The 15087-nt window shown below is 70.0% G+C and carries 15 protein-coding genes and 1 pseudogene; 8 read left to right on the forward strand and 8 right to left on the reverse strand.

The genetic code is table 11. The features are described from left to right. The first annotated feature begins 19 nt into the window (after positions 1–19). Positions 20–580 (forward strand): hypothetical protein, encoded by a 561-nt coding sequence (locus ACP4J0_RS23985; RefSeq protein WP_426600729.1) that lies wholly within the window; start codon positions 20–22, stop codon positions 578–580. A 2-nt stretch (positions 581–582) separates the two neighbouring features. Continuing rightward, positions 583–1776, forward strand: coding sequence for a hypothetical protein (locus ACP4J0_RS23990; RefSeq protein ID WP_426600730.1), 1194 nt, complete (start codon positions 583–585; stop codon positions 1774–1776). On the opposite strand, the gene ACP4J0_RS23995 is transcribed toward ACP4J0_RS23990, so the two are convergent. Then, a complete protein-coding gene (locus ACP4J0_RS23995) occupies positions 1659–2684 on the reverse strand; it encodes a recombinase family protein (protein ID WP_426600731.1) in 1026 nt (341 codons plus the stop codon). The genes ACP4J0_RS23990 and ACP4J0_RS23995 overlap by 118 nt on opposite strands. Positions 2685–2881: 197 nt before the next feature. Between ACP4J0_RS23995 and ACP4J0_RS24000 the strand changes: the two genes are divergently transcribed. After that, the gene (locus ACP4J0_RS24000) at positions 2882–3424 is read left to right on the forward strand and encodes a SigE family RNA polymerase sigma factor (protein ID WP_426600732.1); all 543 of its coding nucleotides are present in this window, start codon (positions 2882–2884) and stop codon (positions 3422–3424) included. Next, entirely contained in the window at positions 3421–4239 is an 819-nt protein-coding gene (locus tag ACP4J0_RS24005; RefSeq protein WP_426600733.1) for a hypothetical protein, read from the forward strand. The genes ACP4J0_RS24000 and ACP4J0_RS24005 overlap by 4 nt, the downstream gene beginning before the upstream one ends. A gap of 192 nt (positions 4240–4431) precedes the next feature. Here the strand turns inward: ACP4J0_RS24005 and ACP4J0_RS24010 are convergent, their stop codons facing one another. The 4 genes from ACP4J0_RS24010 to ACP4J0_RS24025 form a co-directional block, all read right to left on the reverse strand. After that, entirely contained in the window at positions 4432–4974 is a 543-nt protein-coding gene (locus ACP4J0_RS24010; protein ID WP_426600734.1) for a tyrosine-type recombinase/integrase, read from the reverse strand. A gap of 49 nt (positions 4975–5023) precedes the next feature. Then, a complete protein-coding gene (locus ACP4J0_RS24015; RefSeq protein ID WP_426600735.1) occupies positions 5024–6262 on the reverse strand; it encodes an IS256 family transposase in 1239 nt (412 codons plus the stop codon). Positions 6263–6313: 51 nt separating this feature from the next. Continuing rightward, positions 6314–6568: a hypothetical protein gene (locus ACP4J0_RS24020; RefSeq protein WP_426600736.1), complete on the reverse strand. Its 255-nt coding sequence runs from the start codon at positions 6566–6568 to the stop codon at positions 6314–6316. 746 nt (positions 6569–7314) lie between these two features. Continuing rightward, a complete protein-coding gene (locus ACP4J0_RS24025) occupies positions 7315–7581 on the reverse strand; it encodes a hypothetical protein (RefSeq protein WP_426600737.1) in 267 nt (88 codons plus the stop codon). A gap of 342 nt (positions 7582–7923) precedes the next feature. Between ACP4J0_RS24025 and ACP4J0_RS24030 the strand changes: the two genes are divergently transcribed. Then, positions 7924–8268: a hypothetical protein gene (locus ACP4J0_RS24030; RefSeq protein WP_426600738.1), complete on the forward strand. Its 345-nt coding sequence runs from the start codon at positions 7924–7926 to the stop codon at positions 8266–8268. A gap of 647 nt (positions 8269–8915) precedes the next feature. Here ACP4J0_RS24030 and ACP4J0_RS24035 read toward each other — a convergent pair. Further along, positions 8916–9268 (reverse strand): annotated as a pseudogene (locus ACP4J0_RS24035) (alpha/beta hydrolase); the annotation flags it as partial. A 300-nt stretch (positions 9269–9568) separates the two neighbouring features. On the opposite strand from ACP4J0_RS24035, the gene ACP4J0_RS24040 reads away from it, so the two are divergent. Then, positions 9569–10177: a hypothetical protein gene (locus ACP4J0_RS24040; protein ID WP_426600739.1), complete on the forward strand. Its 609-nt coding sequence runs from the start codon at positions 9569–9571 to the stop codon at positions 10175–10177. Positions 10178–10370: 193 nt separating this feature from the next. Beyond that, positions 10371–10955 (forward strand): hypothetical protein, encoded by a 585-nt coding sequence (locus ACP4J0_RS24045; protein WP_426600740.1) that lies wholly within the window; start codon positions 10371–10373, stop codon positions 10953–10955. Positions 10956–11370: 415 nt separating this feature from the next. Here the strand turns inward: ACP4J0_RS24045 and ACP4J0_RS24050 are convergent, their stop codons facing one another. Both ACP4J0_RS24050 and ACP4J0_RS24055 read right to left on the reverse strand, forming a co-directional pair. Further along, positions 11371–12165 carry an ABC transporter gene (locus ACP4J0_RS24050; protein ID WP_426600741.1) on the reverse strand — a complete coding sequence of 265 codons (795 nt, stop codon included), beginning with the start codon at positions 12163–12165 and terminating at the stop codon, positions 11371–11373. A 6-nt stretch (positions 12166–12171) separates the two neighbouring features. Continuing rightward, positions 12172–13140 (reverse strand): ABC transporter ATP-binding protein, encoded by a 969-nt coding sequence (locus ACP4J0_RS24055; RefSeq protein WP_426600742.1) that lies wholly within the window; start codon positions 13138–13140, stop codon positions 12172–12174. 134 nt (positions 13141–13274) lie between these two features. Between ACP4J0_RS24055 and ACP4J0_RS24060 the strand changes: the two genes are divergently transcribed. Beyond that, positions 13275–15077 (forward strand): histidine kinase, encoded by a 1803-nt coding sequence (locus ACP4J0_RS24060; protein WP_426600743.1) that lies wholly within the window; start codon positions 13275–13277, stop codon positions 15075–15077. Positions 15078–15087 lie beyond the last annotated feature (10 nt).

A 15087-nucleotide genomic window follows, 5' to 3' on the forward strand; every position in this document is an offset into this window, starting at 1 on the left:
CCCGGGCACAGTGCTGGTGGTGACCAACCCGGTGGACCTCATGACGAGGTGGTTCGCCGAGGAGTCCCGCTGCCCACGGGTGTTCGGGATCGGCTCCAGCCTGGACAGCGCCCGCTACCGGCTCACCCTCGGCCGGCTGCTGAACGTCCCGGCCGACGCGGTGTCCGGGCACGTCATCGGCGAGCACGGGGACACATCCGTCGTCTGCGCCTCCTCGACCCTCGTCAACGACCACCCCGTGCCCGTCCCCGTCCAGCAGGTACGCGACGAACTGGCCCGGCGACCCGGCCGGATCAACGCCGGTATCGGCCGCACCCGGGGCGGGCCCGCCGGCGCGGTGGTGTCCGCGTTGCGCCTGGCCCTCGGCGCCGGGGACGGCACCACCGAGCTGTGCGCCCAGCATGCGGGTGACTGGTGCGGAATTCCCGTGCGCTTCACCGGGGGCGCCCCCGTAGCGTTCCTGCCCCCGCTGGACTCCGTCGAGGACCGGCAGTTGGAGGCATCCCGTTCCAAGCTGCGCGCTGCTTACCAGGCCGTGCGCGGTATTCCGTTGCAACCGTCTCCGTCCTGGAGGAACTGACCATGAGCACTCACGCCGTACGCCTGGAGAGCGCCGGCGCGGCCGTGACCGTCGTCTCCGCCGAGCAGGCAGTCACCGACTGGTCCGCCCGCTACTTCGGCACCTGGTGGAAGGCCGCCGAGGCCGACCCCGCGAGCGTCTGCGCCGGGGCCCTGGTCACCGGCAGCGTGGACAACCGCGAGTACGACGACATCGCCTTGGCCGTGACGCGGTCCCCGCACACGAGCACCACATACGCGCGGTCCCAACTGCTCCTTGCGGCGGACGCGTCCGGGGGAGTGGTCCGGGCTGTGTCGCCGGAGAGCGCGCTCGCCTACCGGTCGGAGCCGGGGGTGCCGCGGCTGGACGTCGTCGGCTGCCGCACCGAGGACGTCGCCACGGCGACCGCCCGCCTGGCCCGGGAGATGGTGCGGGGCCTGCTGCTGCGGGACGGCTGGGCCGTGCTGCACGCCTCCGCCGTCGCCCAGGGCGGGCACACGGTCCTCACCCTCGGCGGCAAGGGCGCGGGCAAGACGACGACCGCTCTCGCCCTGGCCTCCCGCCACGGCCTCGGCCTCCTCGCCAATGACCGCGTGTTCGTCCGGTCCAACGAGCGGGGTGGCGTGGACGTCCTGCCCTGGCCCTCGGCGGCGGCCGTCGGCCTCGGCCTGCTGGAGGCACTGGGCTGGTTCGAGACCGCCCGGGAGCGCATGGAGGCGGGCGAGGCGCTGCACCCGACACAGGACAAGCGGGTCACGGAAGCTTTGCTGGCCGGGGACCGCACGCCGTTGTGGGAGCGCGGCAAGGAATTGAAGGCGCAGGTGTTCCCGGACCAGTTCACCAGTTGGTTCGGCGTCCCCCTGGCGACCGGGGGCGAGGCCGCAGCGCTCGTGTTTCCCAGGATCGAGGCCGGCGCGGCCCCAGCAGTCGAGGAGACCGGTCGTGCGCTGGGCGGCGCGGACTTCATGAGCGGCAATACGGAGGACCGCTACCCGGACGTGTTCGCGCTCCTCGGGGTCGAAGGCGGCGGCACCGTGGCCGCCCGCGAGAACGTCGCCCAGCGCCTGGCGGAGCTGCCGCACCACTCGGTCGTCCTCGGTCACGACGTGGCCGCGAACGCCGACTTCCTGGCCAAGGTCACCGGGCTCGCAGGTAGCCGGCTCCCGCCTTCCAGGCCTTGGTTTCCGTACGGGCTTCTGGAACTTCGGGGCCGGTGAGGGCCGCAATGTCGGCGTGAGCCTGCTCGACGGCTTCGGGGTACGCCTCGCGCTTGGCGTGCTCGGCGAGCGCCCGGTCGAGTGCTGGCCACCGAGGGGTTCTGTCCCTTGCGCTTGCCGGTGGGGGTGATCAGGTCGGGCTGGATCTGCTCGACGGACTCGCTGCCCGCGCGGCGGTGGAGCACGGTGTGGAGCATGTCGTCGGTGATGACGGGCGGCCGGTCGCCGTGCTTGGTCTTGCGTGCTGCGGTGTCGAGCCCTTCGAGCGTGGACTCGCGGGTGTTCTCCCGCTCGTTCTCCGCCATCGCGGCGAAGAACGTGAACAGCAGCTTGCCGGGCCCGGTGGGTCGTAGGTGCCGGGCAGGGGCCTGGCGAGCATCTCCAGGATGAGGCCGTGGGCGGCGAGGGGGTCGGCGAGCGCGGTCCGGGGCGTGCGCTTTGATCTCCCGTGCGGTCCTCAGTGCCTCCTCGAACTTCGGCCGTACGCGGACCCGGGTGCTGATCTTCTGGCTGAAGATCTTGTCCCTGGGGATGCCGTGTCCCGCGAGCGCGTCGAGTTGGGTGTCGAGTTCCTGCCCGAGGGTCGAGCGGCGGGCGTAGCTGATGCGGATGTCCGCGCTCGGCAGGTCCGGGTCGACCGGCGCCGGCGGCGGGGTGCCCGGCGGCCACGGCCGGCCCGGGCCACGGTCGGCCGGGGCGGGAACCCGCAGTGCCTTCTTCAGGCGGGGCACGATGGTGAAGCGGCGGGTGTGGTAGGCGGAGGCGACCGCGCTGCCGCGCGAGCGGCACGGCGAGCCGGGCAGGGCGCCGTACTTCGGACAGGCGTGCTGTTCGACGTCGTCGGCGTCCGGCCGTTCGGCCGGGGAGGGCTGCTGAGGATCCGTCGTGGCCCCGGATTTTCGCTGCAAGTCTCAAAAGGGGGTCGACCCGCTACTGAGCGAGAACGGGTTCTGAGAGTGAATCCGGGATCCGTGCGGGTCCGGCGACTCGTGATTGATCCTGCTCGGGCAAACGATCGTTTGTGCGAAGCGGAAGAAGATGCCGTGGTGAGGCAACGGTCTCGGCTTCGTATGGACTCTTTTGAACATCTAGGAGGGAGGTGCTCATGGGGGTTCGAAAGCAGGTCGGGGACCGAGAGTTCCACGATTTCGTCGTCGGTAGCTGGCCGCGCCTGATGCGCACGGCATTTCTGCTCACGGGTGAGCAGCACGCTGCGGAGGATCTGGTCCAGTCGACGCTGGAGCAGGTCTATGTGGCCTGGCAAAGGGTCGCCTTGGCCGACGCCCCTGAGGCGTATGTGCGACGAGTGATGATCAACGCGCATGCCCGCAGATATCGAAGGAAGCTGCGGGAGTTCCTGGTGCCCAGGAGCGGGGACGCGGGCCTGACACACGAGGTGGCCGACACCGGTGACCGGATCGCCCAGGCCGACGACCGTCACACGCTGCTGAAGGCGCTGGCCCAATTGCCGGCACGGCAGCGGGAAGCAGTGGTCCTACGTTACTGGGAGGACCTCACTGAGACACAGACGGCCGAGGCGATGGGCTGTTCGGTCGGCACGGTGAAGAGCAACGCAGCCAAGGGGATCGCGAAGCTGCGCGCCGTTTCGGGACTGGCGGAGAAAGTGACGCAGGGAGGACGAACGTGAAGAGCGCGGACTGGGAGACGAGCCACAACATGACACAGCACGACATCGCCTTCCTGCTGGCCGAAGCCGCCGACGAGGTGAGGATCGGCACAGCCCCCGCCCAGGCGCTGATTCGCGGCGGCCGCCGCCGCAGGGCCCGTCGCTGGGCGGTCGTGGCGACCACCACCCTGGTCGTGGCCGGCTCCACGGGGGCTCTGGCACTGAACGGGCTGTCCGGTGACGGGGAACGGGGCGTGTCGTCGGCGAGCCAGCCGGTCGCCAGCGCGGAGGCACCCGAGCCGCACATGCGGACGACCCTGGCGAGCGGCACCGACGCGGGAGTGCCGTGGAGGGTGTACATCGACGTGTGGAAGGCTCCGGCGGACACGGCGGAGGCCCAGGCCACCCTGGCGGCCATGGCGAAGTTCGGCGAGCACCCGGACGTCTCCACAGCCTCCGAACTGGTGGGCAAGGTCGCGCACTTCGTGCACCGGGTCACCGGTGAAGAGGCGAAGACCACTCAGATCGGGAACTTGGTGCTACCCGAGGACGACGTCCTGACCGGCGGCGAGCACGGGACCGTCTCGCTCCCGCTGCTCCCAGGGAACGGCACGGCCACCGCGCGCCTGGTGTTTGGCCAGGTCGCCAAGACCGCCCGGGAGGTCACCTGCACCTGGAAGGACGGCACGTCTACCAAGGTCGGCCGTACGTCCGCGGACACCGAGGCGAACGCCGACGTTCCGGTCATCCACAGCCTCAAGCACTCCCCCTACGACTGGTTCGCCATCCTGGCGCCGAAGTCCACCGAGTTGGAGGGGATCAAGGTCACGAAGTAGATCAAGCGGGAGACTAACGCTCCGAGGGGCGGAAAAACCACGGCAACAACCCCGACGGGCACCACGTTACGAAGTGCGTCGTTCATATGCACCAGGACATCGAGAAGGGCACGCGAGGTTCCAGCCGGCACCGGCACCTGCGGGTACGCCTGTCCACGAACTCGATGCTGAGGAACGGCAGCTGTTCGCCGCTCAGGAGAACTCACGGGATGTCGCACCCGCGCAGAAGTGCCGCAGGACGTGCGGCGTGAGCGCGTCGGCCCAGGCGGGAAGGTGTGCCTTCGCTGCGGCGGCCAGGCCGTTGCGTAAGGCGTCGTCGCCGACGCGGCGCGATGAGCCGTCGGTGTCCTTGCGCTCGGAGGGGAACAGCGGGGCACCGGGACGGGTGTGGTCGTCGTCGAACTGGCCCCAGACGTCCTCGATGAACCACCGAATTGTGCGGTCGGTGCCGTTGATCAGCGGCACCATCCGCTCGCGCGGGCCCGAGCCGCGGGCGCCCTTGCCGTGGCGCACGTGGAGCTTGCCGAAGCGGCCCAGCTCCCACTTGATGTCGGCCAGGTCGAGCTTGCATGCCTCGCTCACCCTGAGTCCGACCTGCGACATCAGTTTCGATGCGGTGTAGTTCCGTGCGGTCGGGGCGAACTTGCGGCAGGTCGCCAGCTCGCCGCCCCAGCCGGTGAACAGTGTCTTGACCTCCGGCTCTGTCGGCGGGATCCGCAGATCCGCGTCGGTCACGTCCGCTGGAGTGGTGTATCGACGGCCACTCGGTGATCTCGTTTTGAGGCTATGCGGTGAGTTCGGTGGGCAGGACGGTCTCGTCGGTTTCTGACTCGATCGGGTGGAGGCGGGCCTTGGCGAGGAGTTCGCGGCCCATGTAGCGGCGGGCCTCGGTCCACTCGTCGTTCTGCTCGGCCAGGACCGCGCCGACGAGCCGGATGACGGCGGTGCGGTCGGGGAAGATGCCGACCACGTCGGTGCGGCGGCGGATCTCCTTGTTCAGCCGCTCTTGCGGGTTGTTCGACCAGATCTGCCGCCAGATTTCGCGCGGGAAGGCGGTGAAGGCCAGCAGGTCGTGCTGTGCGGCGTCCAAGTGGGCTGCGGCCTTGGGGAACTTGGCCTCCAGCGCTTCCAGGACATGCCGCATCTGGGCCTTCACGGCGTCGGTGTCGGGCTGTTCGAAGACGGTCCGCAGCAGGGTCGCCACCCAGGGCTGGGCCGATTTGGGGACCTGGCTCAGCAGGTTTCTGGCGTAGTGGGTCCGGCATCGCTGCCACGACGAGCCGGGCAGAACGGCACCGATCGCGTCGACGAGACCGGCGTGGGCGTCGGAGATGACGAGCTGGACGCCGGACAGGCCGCGGGCGATCAGCGAGCGCAGGAAGGCGAGCCAGCCGGCTCCGTCCTCGGCGGTGGCGACGTCAATGCCGAGGATCTCGCGGTGCCCGTCGGCGTTGACACCGACCGCGATCAGCGCGTGGACGTTGATGATGCGGCCGCCTTCCCGGACCTTCTGGGTCAGTGCGTCGACCCAGACGAACGAGTACGGCCCGGCGTCCAGGGGACGGTTGCGGAACGCGGCGACCTGTTCGTCCAGGTGCTTGGCCATCGCGCTGACCTGGGACTTCGACAGCTGGGTGACGCCAAGGGACTCGGCGAGCTTTTCGACCCGACGGGTGCTGACACCGAGCAGGTAGGCGGTGGCGACCACCGAGATGAGGGCCTGCTCGGCCCGGCGACGGCGTTCGAGGAGCCAGTGCGGGAAGTAGCTGCCCTGCCTCAGCTTGGGGACGGCCAGTTCGACGGTGCCGGCCCTGGTGTCCCACTCGCGCGGGCGGTAGCCGTTTCGGTGGTTGACTCGTTCGTCGCTGACCTGCCCGTATTCCGCGTTGCAGAGGGCATCGGCCTCCGCGGACATGAGCGCGTCGGCGAGGGTCTTGACCATCGCGCGCAGCAGATCGGGACTCGCCGCGGCGAGGTTGTCCTCGGCGAGGGCGTGCAGGGGCAGACTGTCTGGTGCGGTCATCGTGCTGATCTCCTTCGAGCTTCGACATCTCGAAGATCAGCCGGTGGCCGTTCAACTATGCGGGCACCATCCCGATGCCGGAGCAAACCCCCGGATCAGGTCGAACCCGTACACCACTTCCCAGGACGCAACCTCCGCGTCCTTGGATCCCCGCGGCCGGTTCATGTCGTCGATCGGGCACTCGACGACCCGCCCGGTCATGCGGTGGATCTCGACCTTGTGCCGCAGTTCCAGGAACAGGAAGTACGTGGTGAGCGCCTGTGCGCGGGCCAACTCGCGTAGGTCGCGTACGGCTGCCAGCGCCAACCCGAGCCTCCTCACCTTCACCCCGATCACGGATCGATCGGACGAAGTGAGAACACTTCAAGAATCCTGAAGTTACGTCACCAGCTTGAAGAGCACCCGAAGGAGAGACAGAACCCCCTGGCCACAGGGACAAGGGCTCAGCGGAGCTCAGGGGAACTCGCGGGATGTCGCACACCTGAACGATCGGTGGGCCGAGGGCTGCACGAACGCCTGGACGCTCTGGGAAGAGATCAAGGCCCACGGTTACCGTGGCGGCTACGGAGCCGCTCGTGGCTGCCTCCAGCCGTTTCGCATCACTCCGACCGTACCGGCAGCCCGACCACCGTCGCCGCGGGCCGTCGCCGGGCGGATCCCGATCCACCCCGACGCCCTGCCGGGGGACGACCGGCTCAAGCTGAAGTCAGTGCTCGCGTACCGCCCTGAACTGGACGCGCCCACCGGTCACGTCCGCGCGTTCGGCATGATGATCACCGAGCTCCAAGGTGACCGGCTTCCTCAGTGGATCGAGGCGGTTCGTGCCGACGACCTGCCGAGTCTCCACACCTTCGTCAACGGCCCGGAACGAGGCCTTGCCGCGGTCACCGCCGGGCTGACCCCGCCCTGGAGCTCGGGGCGTCGTCGAGGGCCGCGTCCACCGGATCAGGATGCCGAAGCGACAGATGTATGGACGTACCGGCTTCGCGCTCCCGAGGAGACGAGTTCTCCTCTCGTCGTCAGCCTGAGCCTGAGCCTGAGCCGGTTGGTGACTACTCCTCGAGCCCGAAGCCGTCCGGGAACGCTGCCAGGAATTCACGGCGGCTCGGATCGGTCTCGGCCTCGGTCATCGCCTCGATCACCTGCTGGAACTCTGCACGCTGGGAGCTCGACAGGCGATTCACCATCGCGGCGACACCCTCCAGTGCCTTCACCGCATCGTCCTGATCCATGTACTCGTCATCCGCGCCCTCGACGAACCAGACGAGGTCCACGAGCGCCTCCCCCAGGGCGTGGGTCAGAGACGGGTACTGCGGCATGGACGATCCCTCCGAAGCGACGACGGCACAACTCTCCCCGCACCCAATCACACCCGCCCGACAACACTCACCGCCACCTCGCCACAGAAGTTGGACCAGAACCTGAGTCCTGACACCACTTGGGCTCTTGTGGTGAGGGGCGCCGGTGCCACCGCTCCTGTCGCCGACCGGTGACAAACCCTTCGCCCGGCGGGACGAGGCCGCGCTCCGCGGCCGTCTCACGCGTGACCGCGTCGGCGCCCCGGCCGCGAAGGACACCTCTTCCGAGGTTTCTATACGCCGTTGCTCCCGGGTCCGGGCCGCTTGTGGAATTGAGGCTCCGTCCAGACACAGGGAGTGAACATGGGCAAATCGAGCAGGAGACTCCGTGGCGCCGGCGTCGGTGCCGCACTGGCCGTGGCCGCCGGCGCGCTCGCGCTCGGCGGAGCCGCTCAGCCGGCCTCGGCCGCGACCGACCCGGTGCCGGACTGCGTGAAGACCGTGACCGTGAACGAGGTGTTCGGGTACTTCGGCGTCTTCATGACGAACAACTGCGACACCGAGCAGCGGGTGCTGCCCACGTTCCTGCGCCAGTCGGCGGACACCCCGGTGAAGTGCCACACGCTGCAGCCCGGGCAGGAGGCCACCCAGTGGGTCCACCCGTCCTACCTCCTGGGACAGAGGTTCCTCGGCCTGGTGCGGTGCTGAACCGGCGCCGCTGACCCGCAGCGGGGTGGCCGCGACCCTCGGGGCGCGGCCACCCCGTCCTCCGCCCTCTGTCCGCCGAGCAGCGGGACGATTGCCCCAGCTCCGCCTCGCCCTACTCGCCCCCGGCAGCACCTCACCGTCCACCGCGTCACCGGGGCCGACAAGTCGACCCCGGCCGGAACACCACAGACGTGCCGGCCCGGGAGCACCTGGCGGGCACGTCCTGACCGGCCTGTGCCGCCCTGCCGTCCCTCCGCTCCGTCCGTCTCGGCCCGTCTGTCTCGTCCTGTCCGGAGAGGCGGGTGGGGTGGGCGGGGAGGGCGGCCTGATACGGGGTGCCCGGCGGGAGTTGCGGCACGGGTCACAGCGGCTTTGCCAGGCAGCGGCTCTGGTCGCAGAGGCGGCAGTGGCTGAACTGGGACACCGCGCCGGATCCCGCGCTTCCGTAAAGATGCGCGGGTCTTGCGGTTTGCGCGGGTCTTGCGGGGTGCTGTACGTCTTGTCGACGGCAACGCTGTTCGCTGTTCGTTGTTCCGTGTGCGTCGCGGACGCCCGAGCCCCAGCCGGGGGACACGGATCCTGTCACGGATCTTGCCCATCGGGGAGACAGGCTCAGGGCGTGTACCGAATGCCGGCGGCTGCCCCGGTCACGCTGCGATCGCGTCCTCACCGGCCAGGAACGGATGGAACAGCGTGAGCAGGGCGTTCGGCCGGTGCAGTGGGACGATGTGGCCACAGTCCTCTTGACGTGTCCGGTGAGGTCGTCGGTGACGGGGCGGAGCTGGCGTTCCAGTGCGGCGCCGACAGGGTGGGCGCCCAGCGCCATGGTCGGCACCGTCAGGCGGGCGGTGGTGACGGCCTGCGAGATCTGTCGTGCGCTTTCGGGCAGGGCCCGGTAGTACGAGAACGCGCGGCCCAACGCGCGGCTGCCCGTGTACGCGCGGACGAAGGCGTCCCGGACGGCAGGGGGCACTCCGTCGCCGAGCGTGCCGGCGTGCAGGTGGAAGGCACCTCGCTCCACGGACGTGTGGTGCCGATGAGTCTGCAAGGCGCTGGGTCTCCTGCCGGGGCAGAGTCGGGACGCTCCTGGTGAAACATGCTGGTCGCGGGAACATGCGGCAAACGGGCACCGCAGTCATCCGCAGGTCGCACCACGTCGTCGGCCGTCGGACGGAGCCGAGTCAGCTCTCGGAGTGACGCTCCGGGCCCCCGTGACTGGGATCTTCATTACTGAACGGGCCGAACAACAGTTCACCGAAGCCGAGGACCAGCCGAGCCGAGGACCAGCCGAGGACCGCCCATGCAGCAGCTCCTGCACACCAAAGAACCCACCCCCACCCCCACCCCCATCCGCCCCGGACGACTACGCGCCGCATGGCGGGCGGCCCACGAGCCCGTTGCCGGAGTGTCACAACGGATGCGGCTGGTGGCCTACGCCGTTCCGCTGACCGTCCTTCCTTCCAGCATCTGGCGGCTCCCGGCCGCGTCCGGCGACGGTCTCGGACTCGGCGAACGGGCGTACGTCGTCTCCCTGTCGGTCCTTTCCGAAGCCTTCGCGTTCACCGCGATCGGTCTGGTCGCCCGCTGGGGCGAGGTGTTCCCACGTTGGGTCCCGTTCCTCCGCGGCCGCCGGGTCCCGCGAAGGGCAGCCGTTCTCCCGGCGGCCATCGGGGCCGCAGGCCTCACTCTCCTGTTCACCCTGCTGTTCATCGCCTCCGAGATCAGGGGCACCACCATCCGAGGCAGTGACCTGCCGGCCGACTACCCCAGCCGAGCCGGCGGCTGGGAAGCCGCCTGGTTCTACTTCTGCTACGCGCCGCTGATCCTGTGGGGGCCGCTGCTGGGCGTGCTGACCGTCGCGTACTGGAAACGCCGTTCCGCGGCCGAGAGGGCACCTGCGGCGGCGTGAGACCGCCGTCGGCTTCCGACGCTCTGTCAGCCGTCGGACACCGACTGAGCCGTCGTACCCGTACGACGGCTGTACGACGGCTGTACGACGGCTGTACGACGGCTCAGAAGCCGTACTCCGCTCTGACGCTGACGTGTCGACCGCGTGGAAGGCCGGGCCCGCCCTTGTCAGTGGCCACCTGTTTACTTGGCCTATGACCGACAAGTTGAGTCACGGCGATGTCCACGGAACCACGGCTCGCACTCCCGGCGCCGAGATGGTCGAGCCCTACGGGGGCGGGACGGGATTTCGGTTCAAGATCCGCAACGTGAAGATCGATGGCCAGGCCGACGTGGTACACGTCCGCGAAGGAGGCTCGCACAAGGTCAGTTTCGACGTGCTGCATGATTGCTCGGAGTGTGGCAACGCCGTCAACCAGGTGATCGTCGGTCTGGCCGGCCAGGATCGAGCCCAGACGTCGGTATGGAACGGCAAGCAGCGCAGCGGGGGCGGCTTGAAGGTCGTCAATGCCGGCACGCACGTCGAGGCGCTGGCGGAGGACAACCCAGGTCCGGCGGAGTGGGTGAATGTGACGTGCGACCTCGTTGTTCCCGACGAGCCAGGCGTCTACTCGGTTCGAGCACGTTACGCCCAGGCGTATCAGGGACGCCTGATGACCGCCGAAGGACGTGCGGTCTCACAGCCGGAGTACGAGGACGTGCTGGGCTGGTGGAAGATCGACCGTCCGGAGGGGCCCGGACCGGAATCGACCATAGGCACCATCATCGTCGAGGCGTGAAGCTGCTGGTCAGCCTCTTCGGCAACCCATGACCTCGACCGAGCTCGGCACGGTCTCACCGCCGACGCCGATCGCGGCCCGGCGGGCCCGCCCCACCCGCCAGGGTCGGGTCTCGACCGATCAGCAGTCGTCGACCGCCCGGCAGAACCTCGTCCCCAGCCGACGGCGAGGGCACAGCCGGCCAGGGTCACGGACACGGTGGTGCGGCGACGCATGCGGGAACCTCCGAGGAATCGGACAGCAACGGACAGCACGTGCTCCCCATGCCGCCACGGCCGATAGGGGGGACGTATCACGCGGTTGTCACCGGTCACGCGAACGACGTCGGCCGCCGGACCATTGAACGGGTCAGGCAGCCGACGTCGGGGGTACCGCGGGCCGGTCGGCGGGGGGTGGCCTCCGGCCCGGGGAGCGGTCAGGCGTCGCGGCGGCGCAGCACGGCGTAGCCGCCCACGACCGCGGCGAGCGCCCACAGGATCAGCACCACGAGCGCGGTGCCGCCGCTGTAGGGGTCGGTCTCCTGCGTCATCAGCACGGTGCCCGCCTCGCTGGGCATGTAGTCGCCGGCGGTCTCCAGCCACTTGGCGCCGACGACACCCATGAGCTGAGGCAGCGCCAGCAGCATCATGATGAGCGTGGTGATGGTGCCGGCGGCGCTGCGCAGCACCGTGCCCACGCCGATGCACAGGGTCGCGAGCAGGGCGAGATAGGCGCTCGTGCCGAAGGCGGTGCCGATCAGCTCACCGCCGGTGTACGCGCCGTGCTCCCCCATGAAGGAGGCGGCTGCCAGGCTGGCCAGCACGCTGAGGACGAAGCCCGTCACGGCCACGACCGAGGTGACGACGAGCGTCTTGGACAGCAGCATCCGACTCCGCCGGGGCACGCTCTGGAGCGTGGTGCGGATCGAGCCGCTGGAGTACTCGCTGGTCAGCGCGAGCGTGGCGAGCACCACCACGGTCAGCTGGGAGATCAGGAACGCCTGGGAGGCGTGGTGCGGGGCGGGCATGGTGACGTCCACGCCCTTCTTGGCGCTCGCGTCGGCGGACATGCCGACGATCACTGCGAATCCCACGGTGAGCACCAGCCCGACGAGCAGGTTCCACCACGTCGCGCGCACGCTCCACAGCTTCGTCCACTCGAAGGCGAGGGCGCCTTTGAATCCACCGCCGGAGACGGGTCCGACGAGCCTGTGGGCCGTTGTCGCTGTCATGTCTGCTTACGCTTCCTGGTGATCCGGGGCTTGGTGTACGGGTGCTTCGGCGGCGGGGGAGAGGGAGGGCGAGCCGTACTCCACGCTGTCGGCGGTGAGTTCCATGTACGCCTGCTCAAGGCTGGCCTTGCGCAGGCTCAGTTCGTGGACCGGGACGCGGTGCTGGAAGGCCAGGTCGCCGATCTCCTCCAGGGTGCCGCCGACGACCATGAGTTCCCCGGGGGCGCTGTCGGCGCCGCGCTCCACGCTCATGCCGAGCCGGAGCAGTTCGCGCCGCAGCACGTCCGGCTGGGGGGTGCGCACCCGGACGGCGTTCAGTGAACTGCCCGCGATGACCTCCTCGACCGGGGCGTCGGCGATGACCTTGCCGCGGCCGATGACCACCACGTGGTCGGCGGTCTCCTGCATCTCGCTCATCAGATGGCTGGAGACGAAGACCGTGCGGCCCTCCGCGGCCAGCTCCCGCATCAGCTCCCGCACCCAGCGCACCCCGTCGGGGTCCAGGCCGTTGACGGGCTCGTCGAACAGCAGCACCTTGGGGTCGCCGAGCAGCGCGGCGGCGATGCCGAGCCGCTGGCCCATGCCGAGCGAGAACGAGCCGATCCGCTTCTCGGCGACCTCGGCGAGGCCGACGGTCTCCAGCACCTGCTTCACCCGGGAGGCCGGGATGCCGTTGCTGCGCGCCATGCCGAGCAGATGGTGGTGGGCGGAGCGGCCCGGATGCCCGGCCCGTGCGTCGAGCAGGGCGCCCACCTCCCGCAAGGGGTGCTTCAGCCGCGCATACGGCTTGCCATGGACGAGTGCGCGGCCCGCCGTCGGCTCGTCGAGACCGACGATCATGCGCATGGTCGTCGACTTGCCCGCCCCGTTCGGTCCGAGGAAACCCGTCACCGTTCCCGGATTGATCCCGAACGAGAGGTCGGACACAGCCGTCTTGTCCCCATACCTCTTGGTCAGTCGGTCCACAGTGATCATTTCCTGCCTGCTCCTTCCGCAGTCACAGCACGAAACTAGGAGCGGCGGCCCCCGGGAACATCTGGCGTTCGGCAACGATGTGACTGGACTTTCGGCAGGTCCGTGTCCCGCGCCCGCTCTTGTAGCGTGCGGGAATGCACCTGATACAGGCCCTCCGACGGCGAGCGGACCATGTGATCCACCGGCTCGGCGTCGAGCGGCCGTTCACCCGGCGCGGCGACCTGCTGCTGCTCCTGGTGCTGCCGGCCCCTTCCGCGATCAACCTCGAAGGGCTCGCCGCCTCACCGGTCGGCTGGACGGCCGTCGCCCTGCTGATCACGGCGGCGGTCGCGGTGCGCCGGGCCCTGCCCCTGCTGTCGCTGGCGCTGGCCGGATCGATCGTGCTGTTCTACGTCGTCCTCGGCTCCAACCTGTGGACGGCGGGGGCGACGGTGGTGCTGAGCTTCCTGGCGGGCCGCCGGGTCACCCGGCTCTGGCAGGCGCACGCGGTGTTCCTCGGGGTGGCGGCCGCCGGGTTGCTCCTGGTGAATCTGTTCGCCCAGCCCAAGGACTGGCTGAGCCTCCTCCTCACCGAGTTCTTCACCTGTGTCCTGCCCTGGTGGGCGGGCGACTGGTGGCGCCAGCGCTCCGATCTGACCCGGGCCGGCTGGGAACGCGCCGAACAACTGGAGTGGAAGGGCCGCTTCGTGGCCGAACAGGCCCGGCTCAAGGAGCGGGCCCGGATCGCCCAGGACATCCATGACTCGCTGGGCCATGAGCTGAGCGTGATGGCCCTGCTGTCCGGCGGGCTCGAGCTGGCCCGGGGCCTGACGGACGAGCAGCGGCAGACCATGACGCAGCTGCGGGAGCGGTGCACCATGGCCACCGAGCGGCTGCACGAGGTCATCGGGCTGCTGCGGGAGGACTCCACGCCCTCGCTGCGGCCCGCCCACGAGTCGATCGCCGACCTGGTGCGGCGCTTCGCGCGGCCCGGGATGCCGGTGCGGTTCCGGGAGGACGGCGGGGACCTGTGGCGGCCACCGCTGCTGACCGAACTCGCCGCGTACCGCGTGGTGCAGGAGGCGCTGACCAACGCGACCAAGCATGCGGCGGGCGCGCCGATCACCGTACGGCTGAGCCACCGGGCGGACGACACCGTGGTGTCCGTGTTCAACGAACTGCCGTCCGGCGGGGGCGAGCCCGCGGCGCCCGGCAGCCGGATGGGCCTGATCGGCCTCGACGAACGCGTCCGGCTGGCCGGCGGCACCCTGCGGGCGGGCCCCCGCAGGGGCGGCTTCGAGGTCCGCGCGGAACTCCCGCACGAGCCGTCCGCTCGCGCGCTGCCGGTGGAGGACACCCGCGGCGAGGACCCGGAAGGGCCCGGCCCGAACGCGACAGGGCCCGGCCCGAACGCGACAGGGCCCGGCCCGAACGCGACAGGGCCCGACATGAACGCGACAAGGACTGGCGCGAACGCGACAGGGCCGGGTGCCGACCGCACGCGGGACGACCCGGACGTCCTCGGGCCGGTGGCGGAGGAGCTCCTCGACTCGACCGCCGAGGGTGCGCGGTCGCGGCGCAGTCCCTCCCGGACGGCGCTGGCGCGAGCCAGGGCGCGGGTGCGGCGCAACGCGCGGCGGGCCGCGCTGCTGCCGGTGCTGCTCGGTGCGGCGCTGGTGCTGGCGCTGGCCGGCCTCTACGTCTTCACCTCGGCGATGACCGCGCTCTCCCCCGAGGACTACGGCCGGATGCGGCTGGGCGAGTCACGACAGGAGCTGGCCTCGGTCCTGCCCGAGCGGCGCATCCGCAAGCCGCCACCGGTCGTCGCCGAGCCCCCCGCTCCCCAGGGGGCCGCGTGTGAGTACTACCGGGCGGCCGACAGCGTCCTGAGCTTCACGGACACGCTGTACCGCCTGTGCTTCAAGGATGACGCGCTGGTGGCCAAGGACACCCTGTGACAACGGAGTT

This window comes from Streptomyces sp. WG7 (genome assembly GCF_049975785.1).
Taxonomy (GTDB): domain Bacteria; phylum Actinomycetota; class Actinomycetes; order Streptomycetales; family Streptomycetaceae; genus Streptomyces.

Bases quoted from the DNA above. Each gene is read 5' to 3' on its own strand.
- ACP4J0_RS23990 (WP_426600730.1), top strand. From the start codon at position 583: ATGAGCACTCACGCCGTACGCCTGGAGAGCGCCGGCGCGGCCGTGACC.
- ACP4J0_RS24000 (WP_426600732.1), top strand. From the start codon at position 2,882: ATGGGGGTTCGAAAGCAGGTCGGGGACCGAGAGTTCCACGATTTCGTC.
- ACP4J0_RS24015 (WP_426600735.1), bottom strand. From the start codon at position 6,262: ATGACCGCACCAGACAGTCTGCCCCTGCACGCCCTCGCCGAGGACAAC.
- ACP4J0_RS24025 (WP_426600737.1), bottom strand. From the start codon at position 7,581: ATGCCGCAGTACCCGTCTCTGACCCACGCCCTGGGGGAGGCGCTCGTG.
- ACP4J0_RS24030 (WP_426600738.1), top strand. From the start codon at position 7,924: ATGGGCAAATCGAGCAGGAGACTCCGTGGCGCCGGCGTCGGTGCCGCA.
- ACP4J0_RS24040 (WP_426600739.1), top strand. From the start codon at position 9,569: ATGCAGCAGCTCCTGCACACCAAAGAACCCACCCCCACCCCCACCCCC.
- ACP4J0_RS24045 (WP_426600740.1), top strand. From the start codon at position 10,371: ATGACCGACAAGTTGAGTCACGGCGATGTCCACGGAACCACGGCTCGC.
- ACP4J0_RS24050 (WP_426600741.1), bottom strand. From the start codon at position 12,165: ATGACAGCGACAACGGCCCACAGGCTCGTCGGACCCGTCTCCGGCGGT.
- ACP4J0_RS24055 (WP_426600742.1), bottom strand. From the start codon at position 13,140: ATGATCACTGTGGACCGACTGACCAAGAGGTATGGGGACAAGACGGCT.
- ACP4J0_RS24060 (WP_426600743.1), top strand. From the start codon at position 13,275: ATGCACCTGATACAGGCCCTCCGACGGCGAGCGGACCATGTGATCCAC.